Source organism: Pantoea sp. B270 (genome assembly GCF_018726825.1).
Classification (GTDB): domain Bacteria; phylum Pseudomonadota; class Gammaproteobacteria; order Enterobacterales; family Enterobacteriaceae; genus Pantoea; species Pantoea dispersa.
The window spans coordinates 23,433-48,501 of sequence record NZ_JAHCSX010000003.1 but is presented as its reverse complement, the minus strand read 5'-3'; the positions used below and the strand labels follow the sequence as shown (position 1 = coordinate 48,501).

Annotated in this window: 23 protein-coding genes; 15 read left to right on the top strand and 8 right to left on the bottom strand. The window is 46.5% G+C overall.

Going from position 1 to position 25,069, the window contains the following annotated elements:
• Positions 1–3: 3 nt before the first annotated feature.
• Entirely contained in the window at positions 4–363 is a 360-nt protein-coding gene (locus KOL70_RS19880; RefSeq protein WP_215481447.1) for an acyl-CoA dehydrogenase, read from the bottom strand.
• Between the two features lie 12 nt (positions 364–375).
• Entirely contained in the window at positions 376–903 is a 528-nt protein-coding gene (locus KOL70_RS19875) for a hypothetical protein (protein WP_215481446.1), read from the bottom strand.
• Between the two features lie 187 nt (positions 904–1,090).
• Here KOL70_RS19875 and KOL70_RS19870 point away from each other — a divergent pair, with 187 nt between their 5' ends.
• The 5 genes from KOL70_RS19870 to KOL70_RS19850 all read left to right on the top strand — a co-directional run bounded on the left by KOL70_RS19870 (position 1,091) and on the right by KOL70_RS19850 (position 4,132).
• Entirely contained in the window at positions 1,091–1,465 is a 375-nt protein-coding gene (locus KOL70_RS19870; protein ID WP_045814444.1) for a helix-turn-helix domain-containing protein, read from the top strand.
• A 232-nt stretch (positions 1,466–1,697) separates the two neighbouring features.
• Complete coding sequence (locus KOL70_RS19865) at positions 1,698–2,117, top strand: DUF2787 family protein (protein WP_254185899.1); 420 nt, start codon at positions 1,698–1,700, stop codon at positions 2,115–2,117.
• 123 nt (positions 2,118–2,240) lie between these two features.
• The gene (locus tag KOL70_RS19860; protein ID WP_058771194.1) at positions 2,241–2,702 is read left to right on the top strand and encodes a hypothetical protein; all 462 of its coding nucleotides are present in this window, start codon (positions 2,241–2,243) and stop codon (positions 2,700–2,702) included.
• A gap of 1 nt (position 2,703) precedes the next feature.
• Positions 2,704–3,156 (top strand): DNA repair protein RadC, encoded by a 453-nt coding sequence (gene radC, locus KOL70_RS19855; RefSeq protein WP_215481445.1) that lies wholly within the window; start codon positions 2,704–2,706, stop codon positions 3,154–3,156.
• A gap of 46 nt (positions 3,157–3,202) precedes the next feature.
• Positions 3,203–4,132: a site-specific integrase gene (locus KOL70_RS19850; RefSeq protein WP_215481444.1), complete on the top strand. Its 930-nt coding sequence runs from the start codon at positions 3,203–3,205 to the stop codon at positions 4,130–4,132.
• 42 nt (positions 4,133–4,174) lie between these two features.
• Here the strand turns inward: KOL70_RS19850 and KOL70_RS19845 are convergent, their stop codons facing one another.
• The gene (locus KOL70_RS19845) at positions 4,175–4,714 is read right to left on the bottom strand and encodes a hypothetical protein (RefSeq protein ID WP_215481443.1); all 540 of its coding nucleotides are present in this window, start codon (positions 4,712–4,714) and stop codon (positions 4,175–4,177) included.
• 309 nt (positions 4,715–5,023) lie between these two features.
• Here KOL70_RS19845 and KOL70_RS19840 point away from each other — a divergent pair, with 309 nt between their 5' ends.
• From KOL70_RS19840 to KOL70_RS23665, 3 genes are all read left to right on the top strand, one after another.
• Positions 5,024–5,224 carry an AlpA family transcriptional regulator gene (locus KOL70_RS19840; protein ID WP_125311383.1) on the top strand — a complete coding sequence of 67 codons (201 nt, stop codon included), beginning with the start codon at positions 5,024–5,026 and terminating at the stop codon, positions 5,222–5,224.
• A gap of 112 nt (positions 5,225–5,336) precedes the next feature.
• Positions 5,337–6,449, top strand: a complete 1,113-nt coding sequence (locus tag KOL70_RS19835; protein ID WP_125311381.1) for a hypothetical protein — start codon at positions 5,337–5,339, stop codon at positions 6,447–6,449.
• A gap of 556 nt (positions 6,450–7,005) precedes the next feature.
• Positions 7,006–8,448: a hypothetical protein gene (locus tag KOL70_RS23665; RefSeq protein ID WP_254185898.1), complete on the top strand. Its 1,443-nt coding sequence runs from the start codon at positions 7,006–7,008 to the stop codon at positions 8,446–8,448.
• A 608-nt stretch (positions 8,449–9,056) separates the two neighbouring features.
• Here KOL70_RS23665 and KOL70_RS19825 read toward each other — a convergent pair.
• The 5 genes from KOL70_RS19825 to KOL70_RS19805 are packed head-to-tail and all read right to left on the bottom strand — an operon-like array spanning position 9,057 to position 16,378.
• Positions 9,057–10,688, bottom strand: a complete 1,632-nt coding sequence (locus KOL70_RS19825; RefSeq protein ID WP_215481442.1) for a type I restriction-modification system subunit M — start codon at positions 10,686–10,688, stop codon at positions 9,057–9,059.
• 22 nt (positions 10,689–10,710) lie between these two features.
• Entirely contained in the window at positions 10,711–11,841 is a 1,131-nt protein-coding gene (locus KOL70_RS19820) for an AAA family ATPase (RefSeq protein WP_254185897.1), read from the bottom strand.
• Complete coding sequence (locus KOL70_RS19815) at positions 11,841–13,085, bottom strand: restriction endonuclease subunit S (RefSeq protein WP_215481441.1); 1,245 nt, start codon at positions 13,083–13,085, stop codon at positions 11,841–11,843. The genes KOL70_RS19820 and KOL70_RS19815 overlap by 1 nt, the downstream gene beginning before the upstream one ends.
• A gap of 16 nt (positions 13,086–13,101) precedes the next feature.
• Positions 13,102–16,134, bottom strand: coding sequence for a type I restriction endonuclease subunit R (locus KOL70_RS19810; protein WP_215481440.1), 3,033 nt, complete (start codon positions 16,132–16,134; stop codon positions 13,102–13,104).
• The gene (locus KOL70_RS19805; RefSeq protein ID WP_215481439.1) at positions 16,127–16,378 is read right to left on the bottom strand and encodes a helix-turn-helix transcriptional regulator; all 252 of its coding nucleotides are present in this window, start codon (positions 16,376–16,378) and stop codon (positions 16,127–16,129) included. The genes KOL70_RS19810 and KOL70_RS19805 overlap by 8 nt, the downstream gene beginning before the upstream one ends.
• Before the next feature lie 836 nt (positions 16,379–17,214).
• Between KOL70_RS19805 and mltB the strand changes: the two genes are divergently transcribed.
• From mltB to alaS, 7 genes are all read left to right on the top strand, one after another.
• Positions 17,215–18,297 carry a lytic murein transglycosylase B gene (gene mltB, locus KOL70_RS19800; protein WP_031279678.1) on the top strand — a complete coding sequence of 361 codons (1,083 nt, stop codon included), beginning with the start codon at positions 17,215–17,217 and terminating at the stop codon, positions 18,295–18,297.
• A gap of 86 nt (positions 18,298–18,383) precedes the next feature.
• Positions 18,384–18,719 (top strand): zinc ribbon domain-containing protein YjdM, encoded by a 336-nt coding sequence (locus tag KOL70_RS19795; protein WP_088516493.1) that lies wholly within the window; start codon positions 18,384–18,386, stop codon positions 18,717–18,719.
• A gap of 212 nt (positions 18,720–18,931) precedes the next feature.
• Positions 18,932–19,708, top strand: a complete 777-nt coding sequence (tam, locus tag KOL70_RS19790) for a trans-aconitate 2-methyltransferase (protein WP_215481438.1) — start codon at positions 18,932–18,934, stop codon at positions 19,706–19,708.
• A gap of 102 nt (positions 19,709–19,810) precedes the next feature.
• A complete protein-coding gene (gene pncC / locus KOL70_RS19785; protein WP_058776003.1) occupies positions 19,811–20,305 on the top strand; it encodes a nicotinamide-nucleotide amidase in 495 nt (164 codons plus the stop codon).
• Between the two features lie 93 nt (positions 20,306–20,398).
• Positions 20,399–21,469: a recombinase RecA gene (gene recA / locus KOL70_RS19780; protein ID WP_021507334.1), complete on the top strand. Its 1,071-nt coding sequence runs from the start codon at positions 20,399–20,401 to the stop codon at positions 21,467–21,469.
• Between the two features lie 107 nt (positions 21,470–21,576).
• A complete protein-coding gene (locus KOL70_RS19775; protein ID WP_233209874.1) occupies positions 21,577–22,092 on the top strand; it encodes a regulatory protein RecX in 516 nt (171 codons plus the stop codon).
• A gap of 135 nt (positions 22,093–22,227) precedes the next feature.
• Positions 22,228–24,855, top strand: coding sequence for an alanine--tRNA ligase (alaS, locus tag KOL70_RS19770; protein ID WP_215481437.1), 2,628 nt, complete (start codon positions 22,228–22,230; stop codon positions 24,853–24,855).
• Positions 24,856–25,069 lie beyond the last annotated feature (214 nt).

The following is a 25,069-nucleotide window of genomic DNA, read 5'->3' as shown; positions in this document are numbered from 1 at the left end:
CTTTCACTTTGGTTTATACACTCCATCCATAGTGCCTGTCGCTGAACTCCCGCAGTAATCCTCGCACCCTTTAGTCATAACTGTAGCTCCTCCCGTCGATAATTCACTGATAACAGCTACACACTGGTTTGACGAATCATTCCAAAGCCAGCGTTTTCTTTGTCCCGTGCTGGCTGAAATTGCACTTGCATTCCCTTCCATGTTGCATACTCCTGAGCCATCCGGTGTTGATGAGTTAATTGAAAACTCGGCAGACTCTTTATGATTCGTTATTTCCAGATATCCATTCTTTTTAACGTATTCCGCAGCGTTAACCAGTGTAGATGTGCTAAATATCAGTGTGGCTAAAATGACTCTTTTCATCGTTTTTCCTTGTCAATTAATACGAATATTTTTGGTGATTTTACCGAATGTGAGTGGTCTACGTTTTTCTACATAAAAATAGGCGACATTAAACGCTGACTTTTTATGATTGCCACGACCGAGAGAAGGCCAGTCGCGAAAAGCCTCAATCTGAGCTTCCGAGTAGGGTGTGATAGAGAAGTCAAACAGGACAAGCAGAGCTTTGCCGTCGTGCTTCATTAATTTCTTCACCTCAGTGCTATTAACGGTTGCGGAGACATTAGAACGAGCTGCTGTTGGCTTACGGACGGCAAACTCAACGGCCACATCGTCAATGACAAAATCAATGAGCCCATGACCGGATACCGATCCTGGTAGTTTGCTTTTTACTTCCGGCGAGAGGTTATCCGCAAACCAGCCCAGTAAATAGCAACGAACTAATGGTAGTAGTTCACGCTCGTTACATTCATTCAGACGCAATGTTTTGACAAATTCGCGCCGGTAAAGGGAGCTGAAAAAGTACTCAAAGCAGTCAGTTATTTCACTAATGGTGGTTGCCACAATGCTCTCCCTAACCAGCCACCTATCAACCCGTGGGGTTACAAGCTACGTTAAAGACCTGATCAGCAAATTTTTCCACATCAGGTCTATAAAAGGAATTTTTAGTGATTTTATGTCCATTAGTGATGTTCATGCAAGTGTAAAAAGGCCCCAGACTTCCTTTTATGGACGTACTGGAGATCATGTAATGGTTAAGCTCGTGGCAGACTCAGCGGATAAGCTGGTAGGACAGCGTATTCAGGCCAGACGTAAGGAGGCAGGATTAACCGCAGCTGAGCTGGCGGAGTCTATTGATATTTCGCAGCAACAGCTTTCTCGTTATGAGCGCGGGACGAATAAGATCAATATTGCTCATTTGATCACAATTGCGGTTGCTTTAAAGACACCGATAAGTTGGTTCTTTATAGACTGTATGGATAATTTCAACTTTGACGAAATGCAACCGAAGTATTTGACAGGCCATGATATGGAACTAAAGCAACGACTCGATCAAGTTTGGATGAAACTCGATCATGATAAAAAGAAAATTTTGATTATATTCCTTGATGAATTCACAAAATAAAATTAGTTCCTTGGTGAAACTATTTGCTCTTGATTTTTATTCCTGGTAAAATGTCATTACTGGATAGTGTAATATTACTCAGTCACTGATATACCAAATTAATAACCAATGTGCCACTTCATTCTATATCCCTTCTGTCGGGCGGACGCTTATCATTTAAGCGTTAAAAATGGGGGGTAGTGAGTTGCAATGTTGTTATTAACCCATTATATATTTACCGGAATAGATGAGCATGAATATTATCCGTCAGGAAGGGCTTTCTATGCCCGTAAGTCAGGAGTTAATTAATATTATATTTAAAGAGATATCTAGGAGGCCACCCACCAGACCCAATGTTCGGGCAGTCACTTTATTATTCAAAGATTTCAATTACAGTGCTGAAAACGGTGGATATCATCCTGTAGAGATAAGACTGACGTCCAGAAACGATGAATGGTATTTCGATTACATCACCGACTTCAAATATATGGGGCTTTACCCTGAGCTTGAAAAAGATATTGATTTTAGCTGGAGCCAGCGTTATGTATTCCTGTCTTTCGTTGGTGACTTACATCCAGGAGAAGGGCGCGACATTTTTGAGCTATGGCAGCGTAACTTTGTCCACTATCACTTTCTGAAGGCCTACTCGCTCACCGTCAGTTGGGAAAGCTAATCCCACCGCACTGATTAATCATTAAATACAACGGAGACATTATCTGTGACTGCAAACAGAGGGATACGTGCGTCTCAACAGGGAGAACTGGACAGCCTTTGCGGTGCTTATTGCTTGGTTAATATGCTGAGCTGGTTATATGACGGGAAGGTTAAGCGACGCCCACTAATGAATCGGCTTACTCAGACCTATCAGCTGCGTTGGCCTTTAAATGAATGGCTGACCGAAGGTATTGAGGAAGATCGCCTCGACTGGCTGATGGCTCAGGTTTTGCAGAAAGGACATTACAGCCGTCAGTTCCCGGTTGAAATAACCAAACCCTTTGCTGGAAAGAAGGGGCTGGCAGACGGACGACTTTTCAGGGAAATGCAGCGGTTTCTGGACGTCACTGACCATTCCCGCCTCATCCTTCTCAGCGATCAGTTTCACTGGTCACTTCTGGTCAAAATGGACGAGGAAACTCTCTGGTTCTTCGACAGTAACGGGCGCACCACTATGCCACGTAAAGCCTTCTCACTGCGCATTGGTCTGACTCGCCGCCAGCTATTTGCAGATGCTATCTATTTTATTGAACGGGAGTTCTGACATGACGATGTTTAACCAACGTGAAACCCGCATCCTTGATAAGGCGCGCGACATTATCAGCAGGTATTATCAGTATGGCGTTCAGCTATCCTGTCCTGATGATGTCAGGCGGTGCGTAATGGTTGAGTTGGCACCGCTTGAACATGAAGAGTTTGGCATAATCTTGCTCAATAATCAGAATCAGCTGTTACATCGGGAAACTTTGTTCAGGGGTACATTGAATACGGTCAGCGTTCACCCCCGCGAAGTAATCAAGCTTGTACTGAAACATAATGCCGCCGCAGTCATCCTTGTCCACAACCACCCCAGCGGTGAGCCCGAACCCAGCCGTTGCGATATCCGGTTGACCAAAAAGCTTCAGCAACTGCTGGAAATGCTGGATGTGCGGTTACTTGATCACTTTATCGTGGCAGGAACTGACACAGTATCAATGGCTGAGCGAGGGCTGGTGTGATGCTGAAAGTTACTTGGTTTAATGTACGTTATTGCGGGTTAGGCGCATGAGCAGGACTGCGTTACGTCAGGTCGTGCCTATGGTACAAACAACCGTGTTTGATGCGTATATTGGCGGTCTGGCTCCCTCGGGGCGGAGAGGTATCACCAGCCTGTTAAACCGCAGTGCCGGCATACTTAAACGCGGTGCGTGTGCAGATAACTACCCGTGGGAACAACTCAACTACGCCGCCGTCGCTAAAGTACGTGCGGCACTGCTGGATGACGGGTACGCCGTGTCGTCGGTCAACATGGCTTTATCAGCACTACGGGGCGTGGCGCAGACTGCTTTTAACCTGAATTGCATGAATGCCGAAACGCTGGCACGTATCCGGTCAGTTAAGCGCGTTAGCGGTGATATTCAGCGTAAGGGAAGGGCGTTAGACAAGTCGGAAATCCGGGCATTGATTCAGGCAGCAAAACGGCATCCGCTATCGGTTCGGCGTAGTCGTGATGTCGCAATTGTCCTGACGCTCTGCGGAACAGGCCTGCGGGCTGGAGAACTGGTCAAACTCGAGCGCCGGGACTATGACAACAGCATCTTGACGGTTAGGCAAGGGAAGGGGCGAAAATACCGCGAAATACACGTGGCGGATGCAGTAGACAGGGCCATCCGCGCGTGGCTGAAAGTTGGCGCAGATGAAGCTGACAGCGCACTGTTCAACCGTATCCAGCGCAACGGTAAGGTCGCCAGCCACCCCCTGACAACAACCGGGTTAACGGGTATCCTGGAGCAGTTACAGCAAACGTCAGGCATAGCGCGGTTTACCCCGCATGACATGCGGCGCACCTTCATCACCCGTTTACTGGAGCAGGGCGTGGATATTAACACCGTGCGCCAGCTGGCAGGCCACAGCGACATATCCACCACGACGCGCTATGACTATCGTGATGAGGGCATGAAAGCCAAAGCATCGCAGCGATTGCGGTGCTGGTAAAGTGATGGCGTTTATCGGTGATTGGGCCTGAATATATTGAACCTACTTAGCGTTTCTTTTAGTGTTTTTCTCATTTGATTCAATCATTTTTATAACAAGAGCTGTGTCGGAAAACGTTTCAATATCGTCTTTTTTCCACTTTCCTGATTCAACAACTATTTTACCGCTTTTTTCATCAAAATAGGGTATGCGGGTGCCAGCCTTGGTGAGCTGTCTGGCTATTACATCAGCAGGTTTTCCTTGAAAGTTAGCCTGCCATATCTTCTTATAAGTATTGTATGCCAACTCAGAGTTTTCATGTTCGTAAGCCAAGAGATTATCTATGTAGTACTGGTTAACCAGTTCAGCTATGACCGAGCTTCGTTTCTCTGCGGCATTGTGTTCCTTACGACTTATGGCTGTTTTTTTAGCAATCATCTCCAGTCGCGCTTTGGTCTCTTCCAGCATATGGATGGGTACAATCTTTCCAAACTTTTTTGCTACTAATTCCCTTCTTTTTTTCTGCCTCATTTTGTCGAGGTTCTTTTCCCTTTCTTTTTTCTCCTGCGCTGGTTGCTGCGAAATCATATCGTCATTTGGCATGAGTACATCTCCTGAAATTGAACAATGATCTTACGAGCTAAATATGCCCAGCTGATTTCATGATTATCACGCTAGAACGGTATTGCAATTGGTATTTTGCATAAGTGATTACTGCAAACACTTCTCCTGGATAGTAATGCCGTGATTATCACGTGAGATAGAATCATCCCATGATAATCACGGTTTTTCAATACGCAAAAATAACCAGAACCCGTGATTATCACGAAAAAAGTATGATTTGTACGAAAATATACGGTTTTCGTGGTTGTAAATAGCAGCGCTCCTGAAACAGCTCAAAGGAGCAAAAGCATGAACACCAACCGTATTCTCCGTAAAAAAGAAGTTCTTCACCTAGTAGGGATCTCGTCCGCGACGTTGTACCGACTCATAGCTAAAGGAGACTTTCCAAAATCTATGAAACTGACTGGTGATAGCGGTCGGGCTGTGGGCTGGGGATCAAATGAAATTCAAAATTGGATTCTATCACGCGGAATTAGCGATACGCAGTGATCTGTAAGCCTCATACAACCCCTGACATACCAACCATATAACCAGTAACAGTGATGATACCTGCATATGAAGGGGGGATCACTGTTACTGCTATGAGCTATCGGAGCAGAATATGATGCAACAATTTAATCGTGAACGGGTGACATCCTTACGTGACAAAACCTCACTTGGAGTTAATGGTGCAGGCCAGTCTACGCATGGCAGTATAGACAAAATTGCATGGGTAACGGACATGCATGTCTGGGAAGAGAATCAGATACTCAGACAGCGTTTGTTTAGCCTCGCTTCAGGTGGGCGCTATCTGATCAAAATTCGACCGGCTGGTAAGTATGAGTGTGGCGGGCACTATCGCTGGGTGGTGGAAATCCGACTGAAAGCTAAATCTCGCAAGCACCCCATATTGCTGGCAATCCATTTTGCCCCAACCAGTCGTCAGCGTGGATTTCAGCGAATGGAACTTAGTCCCCAGCACTATTCTGCGAAACAGATAACGGATTTGTTTGTGTGGCTGGGGCGGAAGGGACGCATCGGCAAGTATCTATATCGGGGATTACGTAATGCCTGGATAACAACTATCCACTACGCGCTGGATGTAGTGGGAATGAAGCTCCACGACTATTTAATCCGGCTGGTTGGTGCAAGGAGCGGCGACTTTAACGATTTGCATGGAGAGCAGGAAGGGTTACGGCTGGGGTCTACGACTATCGTCGCGTCAATATATGAAAAGGCCGATGCTCCGGATGTGGCAACTGAAAGAAGGTATGATCAAGCTGTCCTTCTGCTTGATGAACAACAGTTCCGGCGGTTTCTGCGTCTGGAGTTGCGTTTATCACCCGGCAAGAAAAAGCTCATGCTGAACAACCTGCTAAATATGGAGAATCTGGTATCTAAACTTGCATTTTATGACCGTAACGCGCTGGTAGATTCTAAGCTTGAACCTGATTTTTCTCGCCTGCTACGTGAGTATGTCCCTTACCCGGTTGCCAGAGCGGATTACCAGCCGTCAGCGACACTGAATCGTAAGCAGGTCAGCTCATCGAAAAAAGCTGCTGATAAGCGCGTTGATAAACTCATGGAGCGCTACCGTGTAGAATTGTTCGACTCAGAAGTTATATGGGCTATGTTGCCGCTTGTGGTGGAAAAACTTGGGATTCTCGCACAACCACAATACTGGCAATTTAAACATCGCCAGAAGTGGCTTCAGTTGCGACTGAAACAGGGGTAATCGTGGTGCGGCAGGGAGGCCGCTTGCTACAAAGTATGAAAATGGCGGACATGTTAAATCAGAAACCTGAAAGATGACCGTTTTAAACCGCCCATCGTTGCAGGATTTTGGTGTGACAGACCAGCTAACTACCGCTGCTGTTTAGTGTCAAATTCGCATCTCGTACAATGGTAGGGGAAAACTGCTGACGGTTTTTTATTCCAAACATCGGCTTTAGTACCCTGGTATTAACCGCAGGGATTAACGATTCTACCCATAGCACAGGATCCCTGTTTGTATTTCCAACTCTGCATTTTTGTTAATTATGCCGGTTAATGCAACCCTCAAGGTAGTTATCAGGTATAACCCTATAATACTCATTATATAGTATGCATATGTCACTGCCATATTAATAGTGATATAGCAGCAGCAGCGGAAATAGAGCGAGGAGAGCGTGAGTGTTATGAGTGTATTGGTAATATGAAAAAAATTGGCCTTCTTTAAGGTATTCGTAATTGAAGTTGTAAAAAACAACAGTGTTTCTTGTGTTATGCAACTTACAATTACGAGGTGTTCTGTGAAATATTCTGCGGGTTATATTATTAAGCGTGCTATTCTGGTTACACTGGATACTTATAATAAGTTCATTGAGGATGTACATAACATACCTTTCATTGGGAAAGATGGTCGCCAGTCTCCGCCATACTATCTGGATATTCAACGGTTTTTGCAGCATCTGATTTGTAATAACTTTCTTTATGCTAAAGACACCCCAGAGGATAATCCATGGACGAAATACTCGCCAATATATAATGAGCTGGGTAAAAAGGAATTACCGTTTGTCTTTAAACAGAATAAATATCTGTGTTGTGACCGGGCGTTAGAGTTGCTGAAAGATGCAGGAATTATAGATATTCAAAAACACTCATATGGGAATGGGAAAAGCCGCACTTTTGCTTTATCTAAGGCATACCTCAAACGCTGGTTTGAAGTCTCTCCTGATGACTACAAGCAGCGCGATGATCGTTACGTTTATCTGTCTGTGGGTAAACGCCAGCGTGACCAAAAGATCATGACGGAAGAGCAATTGATCCACAAAGCGTTATCGCATTTCAATAAGCCCCGCCACTCCACACGTCATGTATCCCGTGAAACTCAGCAATATATGCGTCAGGTATATCTCAGTATGGGAGCGTTGCGTATCAACCTTGATAAACTTCAGGCGTACGTTCCTGAAGACGAAAGGGAGGCCCTTCTGAAGTCTCACTTCCTCCAACATCTGGCTGAGCGTGGTTGCAGGATGGTTTCAAGCGTTCCTTTGGTGGTTGAATACTTCCCTGAATACAAACTGGCGGAGCGGGGAACTCGTTCCTTTGAGAAGAACGGCGGCTTTCAGGCGCTAAAGGCTGCTATAAAATGGTCGGTAGTTGAAGGCCATAACTATGATATCAAAAGCAGCCAGCTGACCATCCTGAAACATGAGCTGGAGCGATACGGCATCAAATGTAAACGGCTGGCGAAGATCACCAAGAAGAAGATAATGCGGCGGTTCAACGTTGATGAGAAGTTGGCTAAGCTATTCATTTATAGCCTTATCTACTCGCTGGGTGAGTTCCGAAAACATAAGGACAGCGCTGCGTTTCGTAAGCTTTGTGATTTGTATGGCTACGGTGAGGCGGTGCGTGTGGCTGATGAGTGGATTAAGTTTGTTCGACCAGTGAGGAGGGCGCTTCAAAAGTTGGTGTCGCGATATCTTGATGAGCATGTTAACTGCCCCGGTCGCGGCTGGGCCATACGTAATGCCGTTCGCCAGACTTTTATGGTTAGTCCTGAAAAGATAACCGCGAGTGTTCGCCGAAGTCTTCTATCGCATATGATCCAAGGTATTGAGAGTAAGGCCGTATACGAGACAATTCTGGCCAATCCGGGCATATGTAGTTCGATTGAGCATGACGGGCTTGTGACCAATTGTGAGATATGCTGGAACCATCCGTACCTTAAATTGAAAATGAAACATTAACTAACTCGGTACGACAAGCATTCAACATTACCTTTAATGATGTCGCGTCGTGTAAACGCAGGATTTCGAATGTGATGAGCCGGAATCTGTTGTCACACATGCTGGAAAGCTTAGAGCGCTGGGATGTCTATGATTATGTCGCCAGCTTTTAAAGATCGTGTGCTTTAAATAGCGATGGATTTATTAATTATGAAGAGGTAACTGACTGGTCCACCACATACCATTTTTATTCAGGAGAAGAAGGTGGTTAAATAAAGCTTCTTATTAAAAAAAATGATAACTCATTTTTATAAACTATGCGTACCTTTTTGTCTGAAACGTTTGATACCATCCGCTAATTTGAATTATGACGAACCTAGATGGTTCCTGTCTTATAATTTTTCTGAGTTTTTGCATGATGTTTTAAGTGTCAAATTTATAATAAGTTATTTGGCTTTTAGTGTATCAGATATCTATTAATGTATATTTTAACGTCATCACTTCGAAGTTACTCACTTTAGATTTAGAAAAAGCTGAGCAAAAGCATAAAAGCATCATATTTCGTCGTTGTTTAAAATGAGCCCGAATCATTAGTGTTCGGGCTTTATTTCACATTATAAAGGCGTGATTTATTGTAATGTTTTTTTCCCGGTCAACGGTAGTGAGGGAAGACCGAGTTCTTCAAGGAACTCGTTATGGTGTTGAGTTGAGCTATAAATTTTCTCTTCAATTGAAACAAGTACACTATGCGAAACGCTTAAATCAATTTTTTTCTCCGGTTGAGCCGTACTCACATAGCGAGAAATGTTTAAGTTATAGTCATTTTTTTTAATTTCTTCCATTGATACACGACGAGCATATCGGCCTTCTTCTTTTCGAAACTGGTAAGAGTTAATTATTTTTTCGATATGCTTTGGTAAGAGGTAGTCTTGGTTTTTACCTTTTTCGAAGTGTTCAGATGCATTTATAAAAAGAACATCGTCATATTTTTTGCAACGCTTGAGAACCAAAATGCATACAGGAATGCCAGTTGAAAAAAAGAGGTTGGCAGGTAAAGCTATTACCGTATCAATGTGGCCGTCTTTTAATAGTTTTGTGCGAATTCGCTCCTCCGCACCGCTGCGAAAGAGTACTCCATGAGGCAAAATTATCGCCATTACGCCATCTTCGCTAAGAAAATGGAAACCATGCAGTAAGAATGCAAAGTCTGCCGCTGACTTAGGAGCAAGTCCGTAATTTTTGAAACGGAAGTCCTCTTCTAAAGAATCATTTGGTTCCCAACGCAAACTAAAAGGAGGATTCGCAACAATTGCATCAAATTGCATCTTTTTGGCAGGATTCATCTCATTAAGAAGGTCCCAATCATTTTCTAAAGTATCACCATGATGAATTTCAAATTCTGTATCCTTCACTCCATGCAATAACATATTCATGCGTGCTAAGTTGTAAGTAGTAATATTTTTCTCTTGGCCGAAGATCTTGCCAATACCATTAGGGCCAAGTTGTTTTCTTACATTAAGCAGCAGTGAGCCTGAACCACATGCAAAATCTAGCACTTGCTTTATTTTCTTTTTTTTACCTGTCGCTGGATTTTGACTATCTAGAGTAACTATCTCCGATAAAATAGTAGAAACGTGCTGTGGGGTATAAAATTCGCCAGCTTTTTTTCCTGAACCAGCGGCGAACTGTCCAATTAAGTACTCGTAGGCATCGCCTAAGATATCAGTATCAGTACTAAACTGAGAGATACCCTCTGATATTTTTTTAATTATTACACATAATTTATTATTTCTGTCTTTTTGTGATTTACCTAATTTTTCAGAGTATAGGTTAATTTCTGAAAATAACCCTTGAAAAGTACGACCAAACGACCGCTCTTCGATATAACCAAATCCTTCATCGAGGGTTTTGAGCAAATCATCATTTTGAACTCTAGCCATTTCTGAAATGCTACTCCACAAGAACTTCGGCTCAATAACATAATGAGTTTTTAATCGCATTTGCTTTTCAAAGTCAGCAATATCCTCAACGTTATTCTCATACCAAATGGCGAGCGGTGTTCGGCGATCATCCTCTACTGTTTCTGGATAATCGCTACCTAATTCCTTTTTGGCTGCCTGCTCATAGTTATCTGAGAGATAACGTAAAAATAGGAACGACAGCATATAGTCTCGAAAATCATCAGCATTCATTGCGCCGCGTAGTTTATCGGCAATATTCCAAAGGGTTTTACCAAGTTGGCTTAGTTGTTCTGTAGTCATAATTGTTTAATCTACCTAAATTTTATGAACGGATGTTTGGCAAATCGAATACATATCGATCTAAAAAGCCATTCAAGATGCTGTTAAAAAGTCTCTTATTGTCTTCGGTTAGCTCTTTTGGATCAAACAAAGAGTAGTCGCCATGACTCAATAGGTTTAAGGCTCGAGAAAATAGTACCTCATCCTCAATACCATGGATACAGTCGGAAAAATCTTTGAAGCCAAAAAAAGATGAGGTTTTTTCCATTATACCACGGAGGATATTAAAGTGGCTGGCGTATAATCTACCTGTATCTGAGGCTTTTTTTAATTCACTCAACATCGCTACGTGATGAAAAAATGGTGTGTCGCTAGTTGATTGAAGACTATGACCATTACCATTATGACTATAAAAAAAATAGGATTTGTGTTCCTGTTTTTTCAACTCATTACACATAACGTTATAAAATAAACTATGATGAGACGATATAACAGTTTTGACTTTGCCAATCGAACGTCGCAATAGTTTAGCCAGGTCAGAACCTATGGCTATAGCATTGTTATCATCTAATGAGGAAATGGGATCGTCAATATAAAAATATTTTACCCAGTTATAGGACTCAGAGCCATCAATTACCAACTCGCAAATTGCTAAAAAAATACACCAAATTAAAATATTCTCTTCACCTCGAGAAATTTTAATATTGTCTTGCATCACCGTCTCGGGTTCATCTGCACCTGGTCTAAATTTAGGGTTCTTAACAAGTTTACTAAAAGTGATATACCAATTATCGTAATCAATTCTAAAATTGAAACTACTGTAACGAGTTAAGTATGAAAAAATTTTCTCTTCTAATGCAAGTTCTTTAAAACCATCAAAAAATTTTGAATCTGAGTTTATTTGCAATACCCGATTAGCATCGTTCGCTAGATCATTGTCCCAATGAAATAAATCTTCAGTAAACGCATTGAAATAAAGTGTATCGCGAGCAATACCTCTTAATCTCTTTCCTGCATTTTTAAACTCCATCGACAAGCGTGTTTTACCAGTTCCGTTATATGCATATAGCAGTAAAAAATCAACGCCACCAGCATTTGGTCTTAGGTCATCTCTCATTCGAGTAACGACGTTTCGGAGGCTTTTGTAGTTATAAATTTTTGGCTTGTCATTCATTAAGTAAAATCATCCATAACTGGTAAAATTTTCTGAATCAATCCTTTTTTGTAGGATTTCAGTTCGTCTAACTTATGAACTTGTAAGTCAACTAATGCATCGATCGATGACAGGAATCCAGCTATCCTTTGTTGTTCATTTAAAGACTCTGGTATCAAAAGTTCCAATTTCTCGAATTCTTTCTGACCTAATGTTTTATTTCTACCCGCCCCACCAGGTGAGGCTATCCATAATAATTCTTTACCTTTTTCGGTCAAGAAAAAGTACTTCATATAAGTTACATCAGATCTTTCTTTATATGGCTTGTACATTGGGAATCTGTGAGAGGCAATCATTCCTTCCTCAGCTGCAGAAGTGTTTGCAACAGCCAATTCCCAAGCAAATACTATGTTTAGAATTAATAAATCTTTTTCTACTTTAAAAACTCGTTTATTACCGATTGTTTTTCCCTTGATTTTATCCTTATGAAATATTCCCTTACCATGAGATTTAATACCAATTTCTCGATAGTATTCATCGTCCTCCACGTTGACTGGATTAGATGTTTTTCTAAGTAAATCACTTACCTTTCTATTTACCCAATTGCCAGAGTTTCGAAATTCGGGGAATCTAATCTCAGGAGTGGTTTCATTTTCGGCAGGAAAAATTTGTTGTATCAGACCTTTCTTATAGGTGTGGAGTTCGTTCAGTTTTTGGGTGTGAAGTTTTATTAGTTCGTCAATAGAATCAAGAAATTTTCCTATCTTCTTCTGCTCAGAATCACTTTGAGGAAGTGGCAATTCTCCAGATAGGAATTTCTTATTATTTATATTTATAGTGTTCCTTGCCCCTTTCTGGATAAGAGGTTCTAGATAAAGCTTCGTGTTCTCAGATGACTCAAAATACGACTCTAGTAAAGTTCCCAAGCCGAGTGTTTTAGGAGTAAAGACTCCATATAGAGGGGACACAATTACTGACTGATCTAATCTGCTTTGTTTAATTATGCCAAATGGAAAATCGCCAGTTGGACTCTTTGTATAAACAATGTCACCAGGAAGAACCCTGTTATAGCGATCGGTATTTGAAGCGGAAAAACTTCTTCCCAAATGTTCGATTTGATTTACTAATCCTTTATGTACAGAAACAGAGAAAACGACCTCCTCCCCTGACTTTTTTAGACCATGTTCAGTAAGTACATCCGACAATTTTGTCATTTCCCAACGATCGGCATCGCTAAAATTGGGAAAACGTGTTTTAGGCGTCATAACCATTTTCTTTCTCTTAATCATATACATCTAACCCCGAAATCTCGCGCCCATTAGTTTGCTTTTGAAGATAAGGAATTAGATCTTCCATTAACGCCAATTCAGCTAAACGTCTATCTTTCCAGCCCAATCCCAAAGGAGCTAGTAGGTCAGTTAACTGCGATCCATCAAAAACCATACGTTCGATAATTTCATCCACAAATACTTGAATTGAATTTGTCTGCAAACCATGTTTTTCAGCAATTTTTGTTAACTCTTGATTTGCTTTGTGATCTTTAAATGTTTGATATCCTTCTCGAATTTCTTTTTCATTTAATGCTTCACCTACTCTCAAGCTATTAATGTATGCAATAATATCTTCACGCTCTTCCATAAGATTTGCGCTGGAACTAATCATGCTGATAAGCTCTTCACGTGTCATTTTTTGTTTGCTATTTTTTTGAGTGGATTTGGCAATTAGTCCCATTATGTAGTCGTAGTCGATTATGCTGGACGCAAATAGCACCAGATCAAACTCAAGCTCTTCAACTTCTTCTATCTTACCTACACCTTTACCTTGTTTACTTCTCAGTTCCATTGCCGTGTCTATATAAATAGATTTAAAACCCCGTAGAGTGTCAGTAGGCAGTTTTTTCTCAATAGTTTCTCTGCTTTCTGCATCTAGGTCTGTATATTGCTCTAACTGGGTTTTAAGTTTTTGTACTTCTTTGAAGTGCTGTATAAACTCAGCTTTAGCAATATCGCCCTTAAGGTTGTGTACATCTGCGGGTGTGCAAGTTAGACCATTAGACGTCATAAAGTTCTGAAGTTCGTCGACTTTTTTGATGAATGATTCAACCACTTTAGGTGCGGGATCGACCAACCAAATTTCTCTGGCTTTATCTCTGTCACTATTAGAGAACAATGCAATCGCTGTGTTTACCTCATCTTCTTGGTAGCGGAAATCGAGAATGTTTCCCCAAGGTTTAGTGTCGTTTAGTACGCGGTTAGTTCGTGAGAAGGCTTGAATTAATCCATGGTACTTAAGGTTTTTATCCACATACAAAGTATTTAGATATTTAGAATCGAAACCAGTTAAAAGCATATCCACTACAATAGTGATGTCTATTTTGTTATTACGTGGATAGTCGGTATTGCTATACTTTTGGTCTTTAATACGTTGCTGTACATCCTGATAGTAAAGATCAAATTCATTAATTGTGTGATTAGTGCCGTACTGTTTGTTGTAATCTTCGATTATGTTTATCAATGCTGCCTTTTTCTTCTCTGGATCAATTTCATTATCTTTTCTTTCTTGTAGCAGATCTTCTTGCAGTTGTTTTATATCCGCGACATTCTTAACTTTGTCTGCTCCATTACTTTCATTATCCTTAGCAATTTGTGCAGGGGGAGAGAATACACAAGCAATGTTTAGTGGCTCGAAGTCTCCGTCATCTGCGTTATTGTGTGCTTGAAGGGTTTTAAATAACTCATAGTATTCAATTGCATCATTTATAGATGCAGTAGCTAAAACAGCATTGAAACGGCGTCGATTAGTTGCATTATTATGCTTATCTAGTATAGCCTTGACTACAGCTTCTGGTGGTGGTGTTTGCCCTTTTTGAGGCCTTATATCACCATGTTTACCATAGTAATCGATGTGAAAACTTAGTACATTCTTATCTTCAATTGCATGAGTGATGGTGTAAGCATGCAATTCATTTTCAAATATATCTTCTGTAGTTTTGAAAGAAGCTAAATTTCCATCGATTTGCTGATAGTTTGAGTTATCATCAAATATAGGTGTTCCAGTAAAACCAAACATCTGTGCTTTAGGGAAGAATTCTTTGATAGCTTTGTGGTTTTCACCAAACTGAGAACGATGACATTCATCAAAGATAAAAACAACTCTCTTATCACTAAGAGGCTTTAGACGTTCTTTGTAAGTTTTTATCCCCTTTTTTTGCTGAGACTTATTGCGTTTACTATTTTCATCCAGTGCTAGTCCTAGTTTTTGGATGGTAGTCACAATAACTTTATCAGCATAGTCTTCTGACAGCATTCGGCGCACTAATGCTTCAGTACTAGTGTTGTGCTCCACGCAGCCTTCTTGGAATTTATTGAATTCCTGGCGTGTCTGACGGTCAAGGTCTTTACGGTCCACCACAAATAGACATTTTTCAATATCGGGATTGTCTTTTAGTAGTGTGGATGCTTTGAATGATGTAAGGGTTTTACCTGAGCCAGTTGTATGCCAAACATAACCATTTCCACGATTTTGTTGAATTGAGTCAACGATGGCTTTCACCGCATAAATTTGATACGGGCGCATAATGAGAATTTTTTGTTCACTTTGAACCAGTACCACATAGCGGCTTAGCAATTTCCCTAGTGTGCATTTAGCCAAGAAATCATCGGCAAAATCGTGCAAATGAGTAATTTTTTTATTGTTCTTATCTGCATGTTGATAAATGGGCAAAAAACGTTCATCAGCATTGAAACTAAAGTGTTCTTTGCGATTGTTAGCAAAGTAACGCGTATCGTTACCGTTGCTTACTACAAACAACTGCATAAAGCACAGCAGGGTGTTTGTATAACCATTACCGGTATCGTTTTTGTATTCAACGATTTGTTCCATGGCCCGACGTGGGCTGATTTGCAGGGTTTTTAGTTCGATTTGCACCAATGGAAGGCCATTGATAAGCAGTATTAAATCGTAACGATGGTGGCTACTATCTGTATTTATACGTAATTGGTTTATTACTTCAAAATCGTTTTTGCACCAATCTTTAATGTTAACCAAAGTATATTCAAGTGGAGTACCGTCTTCTCGAGTGAATTTACCTTTCTCTCGTAATGTCTGTGCTGCCTTAAATACATCAGTTGTGATGATTTCCTCGCGTAAACGGTCGAATTCTGCATTTGAGAGGTTAACACGATTCAGAGTTTCAAACTTCTTACGAAAGTTCTCCTCAAGGCTAATTTTATCGTGAATATCGTCGCGATAACTGTATTTTAGATCTTTTAGTTTAGCAATTAACCTTTGCTCAATCTGTTGTTCTTTAGTCATTTGCTAACCTAGTGTGTGGTCCTTGATGGGGCTTTGCATTGCATTGATTGGTGAACTCTAGAATATCAGCCACCTCGCATTCAAAAAGCTTACAAAGCTTATCTAGAGCTTCAATATCGATTTTCTGGGCTGTCTCTTTGTACATTAGGCTTACAGTGTTTCGTCCGAGGCCAGTTTTTCGCAAAACATCAGAGATTTTCATTTTGCGCTCTCCCATCAAACGAGCTAGGTGGCAACGTATCATTTTGAGCCTTGATGTATTAGGTCGAGTGCAGAGTATAAGTATTTATGTGAAAAAATTGAAGGTTATCTTTAATTTTTTCAGGTGGAAATCATTAGATTGAAGTAAAGGACGTTCACAAACCAGATGTTCTCAGGTGGCACAAACTGCATGTAGTAGGGTTTGTCAAAGTTTATGGTGCGGATATCAGATATGCTTGAAGTGTCACTGGGCGATGTTTTGTAACTGGATGGGGTTACAACAGATAAGTCAGTTAGTTATGTAAGTATAGGTTAGAATGTTGTTTTTGCCGCCACTATAAAAATAATTGTTATTTATCAATCACAACACACCAATGCATCATGGGGGTGTGGCCACTGAAGTCCATTTGCTCTGCTCCTTTCATCTCATTCTCACTCAGGATTCACTCTTTTGATTTCCGCTGGCTGGACAGGGGCAGCCGGGGATGGATGGTTATCACACTGGCGGATAACGAAAGGGCAGATGTTAGCATTTTTGCGCAGCCCGCTTCATCCGCCAGCCGATGTTTCTGGCTGGCGACCATATCAAATTGCGACAGGCGGTAAAAAGCAAATTTTACGCGGCGGGGAAAACTGTGGAGCCAGCGCGCAAATTCGGCGCTTAGCCGCGGCCGGGCGAGGCCGCTGCCGCGCTACAGGTGAGCGTCAGTTCGGTCAGTGCACCCCTTACCTCAGCGGCGTTTTCATTACCTGACCAGAGATATGGCTGGTCATAACTGCAGAATCACAACGGGCGTAAATTTACGACATTGCTCTGTAAGTCGCTTCGTTGAACGATTACCATGAGCATTCGTGTTTCATCTGGCTTATGGATATCCGATGCGTTTTAAGGTTGCTCTTCTTCCGCTTATTTGTTTGCTTGCTGCCTGCAGCAGTAAGCCTGCCCCCCAGCAGCAATCCGCCGTTGTGCCTGCACCGAAAGGGGGGTTTTTATTGGAACCTTCTCACGCCATTCAGCCGATGTTTGGCGACTTTGCCGGTAATCCGGCGGCGGAACAATTTATCGATCAGATGGTGGCGAAGCACGGTTTCAACCGCGACCAGCTGCATGCGGTCATTGGTCAGGCGAAGCGACTGGATTACGTGCTGCGCCTGATGGATCAGCAGGCGCCGAGCTATACGCCGCCGAGCGGGCCGAACGGCGCGTGGATTCGCTATCGCAATAAATTCATCACCCCGGATAACGTGCAGAACGGCGTCGCCTTCTGGAATCAGTATCAGGATGCGCTGCAGCGCGCCCAGCAGGTGTATGGCGTACCGCCGGAGATCATCGTCGGGATTATCGGGGTGGAAACACGCTGGGGCCGGGTGATGGGCAAAACACGTCTGCTGGACGCGCTGGCAACGCTCTCGTTCAGCTATCCGCGCCGTGCCGCTTACTTCAGCAGCGAGCTGGAAACCTTCCTGCTGATGGCGCGCACCGAGCAGGACGATCCGCTGGATCTGCGCGGCTCTTTCGCCGGTGCCATGGGCTACGGCCAGTTTATGCCGTCCTCCTATAAGCAGTATGCGGTCGATTTTAACGGCGACGGCCATATCAATCTGTGGGATCCGGTGGATGCCATCGGCAGCGTTGCCAACTACTTTAAAGCGCACGGCTGGCGTTCCGGTGAAAACGTCGCCGTGCCCGCCAGCGGTCAGGCACCGGCGCTGGAGAACGGTTTCAAAACCTCTTATTCAGTGAATACGCTGGCGGCCAGCGGTCTGGCACCGCAGGGTTCGCTGGACGGCAACAGCCAGGTCAGCCTGCTGCGGCTGGATCTCGGCACCAGCTATCAATACTGGTACGGTCTGCCTAATTTCTACGTGATTACGCGCTACAACCACAGCACGCACTATGCCATGGCGGTGTGGCAGCTGGGGCAGGCGGTCGCCCAGGCGCGTCAGGGCAACATGCTTTAATACTGTCCTTATAAAGTATGAGGGTATAAGATGGCGCCCCTTTTGCGGTGCCTTCTTCATCGCATACCGACTACTGAGGAATATGTATGACGACTTTACCTGCCTGCCCGGCCTGCCAGGCAGATTACACCTGGCAGGAGGGTGATAACCTGAACTGCCCCTCCTGCGGCCACATCTGGTCCGCCAGCGCGGATGACAGCAGCGAAGGGCTGGTAGTGCGCGATGCCAACGGTAACCTGCTGGCAGATGGCGATAGCGTAACCGTAGTGAAAGATCTCAAGGTGAAAGGCAGCTCTTCCACCCTGAAAATCGGCACTAAAGTGAAAAGCATCCGTCTGGTTGAAGGTGACCACAATATCGATTGCAAAATCGACGGCTTCGGTCCGATGAAACTCAAATCTGAGTTTGTGAAAAAGAACTAATTGCAGGACGGCCATGCGCCGTCCTGTTGCTTTTCCCCGCAGGATGCGGAAGTAATGACATCCGCATCCTGCGCGCTATCACCACGCCTGAGCCTGCAGCACCTGACTCCGCTGCGCCATCCACACTTTTTCTGCAACCGCACTTTTCTCTTCGCGCCTCGCGCAGCAAAACAGGTAGTGTGTGACTCTTCCACACAGACAGGAGCGTTGCTATGCAAGACTGGAATCCCCAGCTGTATCGTCAGTTTGAATCTGAGCGTACGCGCCCGGCACAGGAGCTGCTGGCGCGTATTCCCGTCCACGGGGTGCACTTTGCTACCGACCTGGGATGTGGCCCGGGCAACAGCACGGAACTGCTGGCACAGGCCTGGCCGCAGGCGCACATCACTGGCATCGACAGCTCTGAGGCGATGCTGGAACAGGCGCGGCAACGCCTGCCGGACTGTGATTTTCGTCAGGCCGATATCCGCAGCTGGCAGCCTGAGCAGCCGCAACAGGTCATTTATGCCAACGCGTCGCTGCAATGGCTGACCGACCACGAAACCTTGTTGCCGCATCTGGTAAACCAGCTGGCACCGGGCGGAGCACTGGCGGTGCAAATGCCGGATAACCTGCAGGAGCCGTCGCATCGTCTGATGCGTGAGGTGGCGGCCAGCTCACGCTGGCAGGCGCATATTTCGCCTCAGGCGGCAGAACGCAAACGCCTGCTGAGCAGCGATCGCTACTATGATTTATTAGGCGATGCAGGCTGTCAGGTCGATATCTGGCGCACCACTTACTATCATCCGATGGCGGATGCGCAGGCGATTATCAGCTGGTTGCGTGCCACCGGGCTGCGTCCGTTCCTTGCCGCGCTGGATGAGGCGCAGCAGGCTGACTTTTTACGCGACTATCATCAGGCGCTGCTGCCCGCTTACCCGACGCGCAGTAATGGACAGGTTTTGCTGGCCTTTCCGCGTTTATTTATGGTGGCGGTGAAAACGCACTGACCTCACCGGAACGCAGCGCGCAAAATGCGACGGTGGCGGTTGAAAAGGGCTTGTTGCCGCACCATTTACTGCTAACGTGAAGCGCCACAACAGGAGAAGGCGATGAACGACGAACAACTTCAGCAGCTCAGCCGACGTATTGGCGAACAGCTCAGGCATCGTCAGGCGACGGTGACGGCGGCGGAGTCCTGTACCGGCGGCTGGATTGCCAAGGTATTTACCGACATCAGCGGCAGTTCTGCGTGGTTTGAGCGCGGCTTTGTTACCTATAGCAATGAGGCCAAGCAGCAGATGGTTGGCGTGCAGGCGGCGACGCTGGCGCAGCATGGTGCCGTCAGTGAGCAAACGGTACGCGAAATGGTGACCGGCGCCTGTGCCGCGGCCGGCGCTGGCTACGGTATTGCGGTGAGCGGCATCGCCGGACCAGATGGCGGCACGGCTGAAAAGCCGGTCGGTACCGTCTGGTTTGCGCTGGCGGGTCCGGAGGGCCGCGTGCTGGCGCAGCGCCAGCAGTTTGCCGGCGATCGCGATGCTGTCCGGCGTCAGTCGGTCAGCTGGGCGCTGCAGGCGCTGCTGGATGAATTTCTGACAAATTAAACTTGATACTGTATGACTATACAGTATAATTAGCGGCAACAGAACGAGCAGGCATACACGGTGCCCGCTCACCCGGCATGATTAGGAGTGGAAATGGCGATTGACGAGAACAAACAGAAGGCTTTAGCTGCCGCGCTGGGCCAGATTGAGAAACAATTTGGTAAAGGCTCCATCATGCGCCTGGGTGAAGACCGCTCGATGGATGTTGAAACCATCTCTACCGGCTCCCTGTCGCTGGACATCGCGCTGGGCGCGGGTGGCCTGCCAATGGGCCGTATCGTTGAGATCTACGGACCTGAGTCCTCCGGTAAAACCACGCTGACCCTGCAGGTCATTGCTGCTGCGCAGCGTAAAGGCAAAACCTGTGCCTTTATCGATGCCGAGCACGCGCTGGATCCGGTATACGCCAAGAAACTGGGCGTCGACATTGATAACCTGCTGTGTTCGCAGCCGGATACCGGTGAGCAGGCGCTGGAGATCTGTGATGCGCTGGCCCGTTCGGGTGCGGTAGACGTGATCATCGTTGACTCCGTGGCGGCGCTGACGCCGAAAGCGGAAATCGAAGGTGAAATCGGTGATTCGCACATGGGTCTGGCTGCGCGTATGATGAGCCAGGCGATGCGTAAGCTGGCGGGTAACCTTAAGCAGTCCAACACGCTGCTGATCTTCATCAACCAGATTCGTATGAAGATTGGTGTGATGTTCGGTAACCCGGAAACCACCACCGGTGGTAACGCCCTGAAGTTCTACGCCTCCGTGCGTCTGGATATCCGCCGTATCGGTGCCATTAAAGAGGGCGACGAAGTGGTGGGGAGCGAAACCCGCGTTAAAGTGGTGAAGAACAAAGTGGCGGCACCGTTTAAGCAGGCTGAGTTCCAGATCATGTACGGTGAAGGCATCAACACCTTCGGCGAGCTGGTTGACCTCGGCGTGAAGCACAAACTGGTGGAAAAAGCCGGTGCGTGGTACAGCTACAACGGCGATAAAATCGGCCAGGGTAAAGCGAACGCCACCAACTTCCTCAAAGAGAACCCGGCGATTGCCAATGAGCTCGACGTTAAGCTGCGTGACATGCTGCTGACCGGTGCAACGGCAGAAGCGGCAACAGCGGATAGCGCGGCTGATAAATACGAAGAAGCCAGCGAAACCAACGAAGATTTCTAATCATACCCACGGGAGCAGCAATGCTCCCGTTTTGCTTTTTCCCGCCCGTGCTTTTCCTCTCTGCCTTCTTGCTTTACCCTGCGCAACAGTCACAACAAGGTAATCCTATGTCATCGACCTCATCACAGGCTCCGGAGCCAACCTTTTCCCGGGTACTCGATCGTGCCATGCGTATTTTGTCGCAGCGCGACCATAGCCGCGACGAGCTGAAACGCAAACTGCAGCTGAACAATCAGCGTGCGGCCTGGCTACAGCAACAGGAGAGCCAGCCGATACCGGAAGCGCTGCTGGAGAAAGTGCTCGACTGGTGTCAGGAGAATGGCTGGCTCAACGACCAGCGTTTTACCGAACACTTTATTCAGAGTCGCGCGCGCAAAGGCTATGGTCCACAGCGGGTGCGCATGGAGCTGCAGCAAAAAGGCATCGACCGTGATGAGATCAACCAGGCGCTGTTCGATAGCGAGGTTGACTGGAGCCAGTGCGCGGCCGAGGTCGCTAAACGTAAATTCGGCGAACCGCTGCCGCAAAGCTGGGCGGAAAAAAGCAAAGTCCAGCGCTTTCTGATGTCGAAAGGCTTTATGATGGAAGACATTCAGGCGATTTTCAGAAATATTGACGACTGAAAGGCGATGGGATTTTACTTCCCATTGAAGAAAATTTATCTTATTCCCACTTTTTGTTCCTCAGTCAGTGGCGGGCCGGGCGCATGCGGTTTGCCAGCGAAAGGGAACGTTCGTTAGCGTGATTCCAGGAATTTTATGAGCAAGAGCACTGCTGAGATCCGTCAAGCGTTTCTCGACTTTTTTCATAGCAAGGGACATCAGGTTGTAGCCAGCAGCTCCCTCGTACCAAACAACGATCCGACGTTGCTGTTTACTAACGCCGGCATGGTGCAATTTAAAGACGTTTTCCTTGGTCAGGACAAGCGCGATTATTCGCGCGCCACCACGTCGCAGCGCTGCGTGCGTGCCGGCGGTAAGCACAATGACCTGGAAAACGTCGGCTACACCGCGCGTCACCACACCTTCTTTGAAATGCTGGGCAACTTCAGCTTTGGCGACTACTTCAAGAAAGAAGCCATTGCCTACGCCTGGGAACTGCTGACGGGCGAGCAGTGGTTTAAGCTGCCGAAAGAGCGTCTGTGGGTAACCGTATACGAAACCGATGACGAAGCCTTTGAAATCTGGGCCAATGACATCGGCGTACCGCGCGAACGTATTATCCGCATTGGCGATAATAAAGGCGGTGCTTACGCCTCTGACAACTTCTGGCAGATGGGTGACACCGGCCCTTGCGGTCCGTGCACCGAAATCTTCTACGATCACGGCGACCATATCTGGGGCGGCCCTCCGGGCAGTCCGGAAGAAGATGGCGATCGCTATATCGAAATCTGGAACATCGTGTTCATGCAGTTCAACCGTCAGGCCGACGGCACCATGCAGCCACTGCCGAAACCGTCGGTGGATACCGGTATGGGCCTTGAGCGTATCGCCGCGGTACTGCAGCATGTGAACTCCAACTATGAAATCGATCTGTTCGCGAAGCTGATTAACGCGGTGGCGCAGGTAACCGGCGCCACCGATCTGAACAACAAATCACTGCGCGTGATCGCCGACCACATCCGTTCATGTGCCTTCCTGATTGCCGATGGTGTCATCCCGTCGAATGAAAACCGTGGCTATGTGCTGCGCCGCATCATTCGTCGCGCGGTGCGTCATGGCAACATGCTGGGCGCGAAAGAAGCGTTCTTCTACAAACTGGTGGCTCCGCTGATCGAGGTGATGGGCGCAGCAGGTGAAGATCTCAAGCGTCAGCAGAAGCACGTTGAGAACGCCCTGAAAAATGAAGAAGAGCAGTTTGCTAAAACGCTGGAGCGTGGCCTGGCACTGCTGGACGACGAGCTGGCGAAGCTGAAAGGCGACACCCTCGACGGCGAAACGGTCTTCCGTCTGTATGACACCTTCGGCTTCCCGGCGGACCTGACTGCTGACGTATGCCGTGAGCGCAATCTGAAGATTGACGAAGCGGGCTTTGAAGCGGCGATGGAGCAGCAGCGTCAGCGTGCGCGTGAAGCCAGCGGCTTCGGTACCGATTACAACACGGTTATCCGCTTTGATACGCCGACTCAATTCAAAGGTTACGACCACCTCTCGCTCGAGGCGACGGTGCAGGCGCTGTTTGTAGACGGCCAGCAGGTTGAGCAGGTCACAGCCGGGCAGGATGCGGTGGTGATTCTGGATCAGACCCCGTTCTACGGTGAGTCTGGCGGCCAGGTGGGTGATACCGGCGTTCTGACCGGGCAAAATGCTGAATTTAGCGTGCAGGATACGCAAAAATATGGCAAAGCCTTTGGTCATATCGGTAAGCTACGCCAGGGTCAGCTGCGGGTGGGCGATCGCCTGCAGGCGCAGGTCGATGAAGTGCGTCGTTCGCGCATCATCCTCAACCACTCCGCGACGCATCTGATGCACGAAGCGTTGCGCGAAGTGCTGGGCGATCACGTTGGCCAGAAAGGCTCGCTTAACAACGACAAGTACCTGCGTTTTGACTTCTCACACGGCGAAGCCATGAAGCCGCAGCAGATTCGTGCGGTTGAGGATATCGTTAACGCCCAGATTCGCCGCAACCTGCCTATCACTACTAACGTGATGGACCTGGAAGAGGCGAAAGCGCTGGGCGCCACCGCGCTGTTCGGTGAGAAGTACGATCAGCGTGTGCGCGTGGTCAGCATGGGCGAGTACTCCATTGAGCTGTGCGGCGGTACGCATGCGGCACGCACTGGTGACATCGGCCTGTTCCGCATTCAGGGCGAAGCCGGCACGGCGGCGGGTATTCGCCGTATCGAAGCGGTGACCGGTGAAGCCGCGATTGCACAACTGCACGCGCAGAGCGATCAGCTAACCGACATTGCTCAGGTGGTGAAAGCCAACCACAGTAATCTGAACGAGAAAGTGCGCGGACTGGTAGAAAACGTGCGTGCGCTGGAGAAAGAGCTGCAACAGCTACGCGATCAGCAAGCGGCGCAGGAAAGCGCTTCACTGAGTAGCAAAGCGGTTGAGGTGAAGGGCGCGAAACTGCTGGTAAGCGAACTCAGCAATGTCGAGCCAAAAATGCTGCGCACGATGGTGGACGATCTGAAAAATCAGCTTGGTTCTGCTGTCATCGTACTGGCAACCGTTGCAGAAGGTAAGGTGTCGCTGATTGCTGGCGTCACCAAAGATCTGACCGATCGGGTGAAGGCCGGTGAGCTGATTGGCGAACTGGCTGCGCAGGTCGGCGGTAAAGGCGGCGGGCGTCCGGACCTGGCGCAGGCTGGCGGAACCGACGCCCAGGCACTTTCTGGCGCGCTGGCTGGCGTGCCGGAGTGGGTGAGTAACCGGCTGTAACGAAATAAAATTAAGCATCGTGAAGAGCGCCAGGAACATCTGTTTCGGCGCTTTTTAACGCGGTGTGCACCAGGTAATGACAAAGTCCGGTTGATGTAGTGTATTTCGGCTAAACTAACTATCAGCAGAATGTATTGGCATGGCAGAACACAATGGTGTATTTGTCATAGGCATTGTTCAGCGTTATATGATGGATATGGCCGGGAGACCGAAC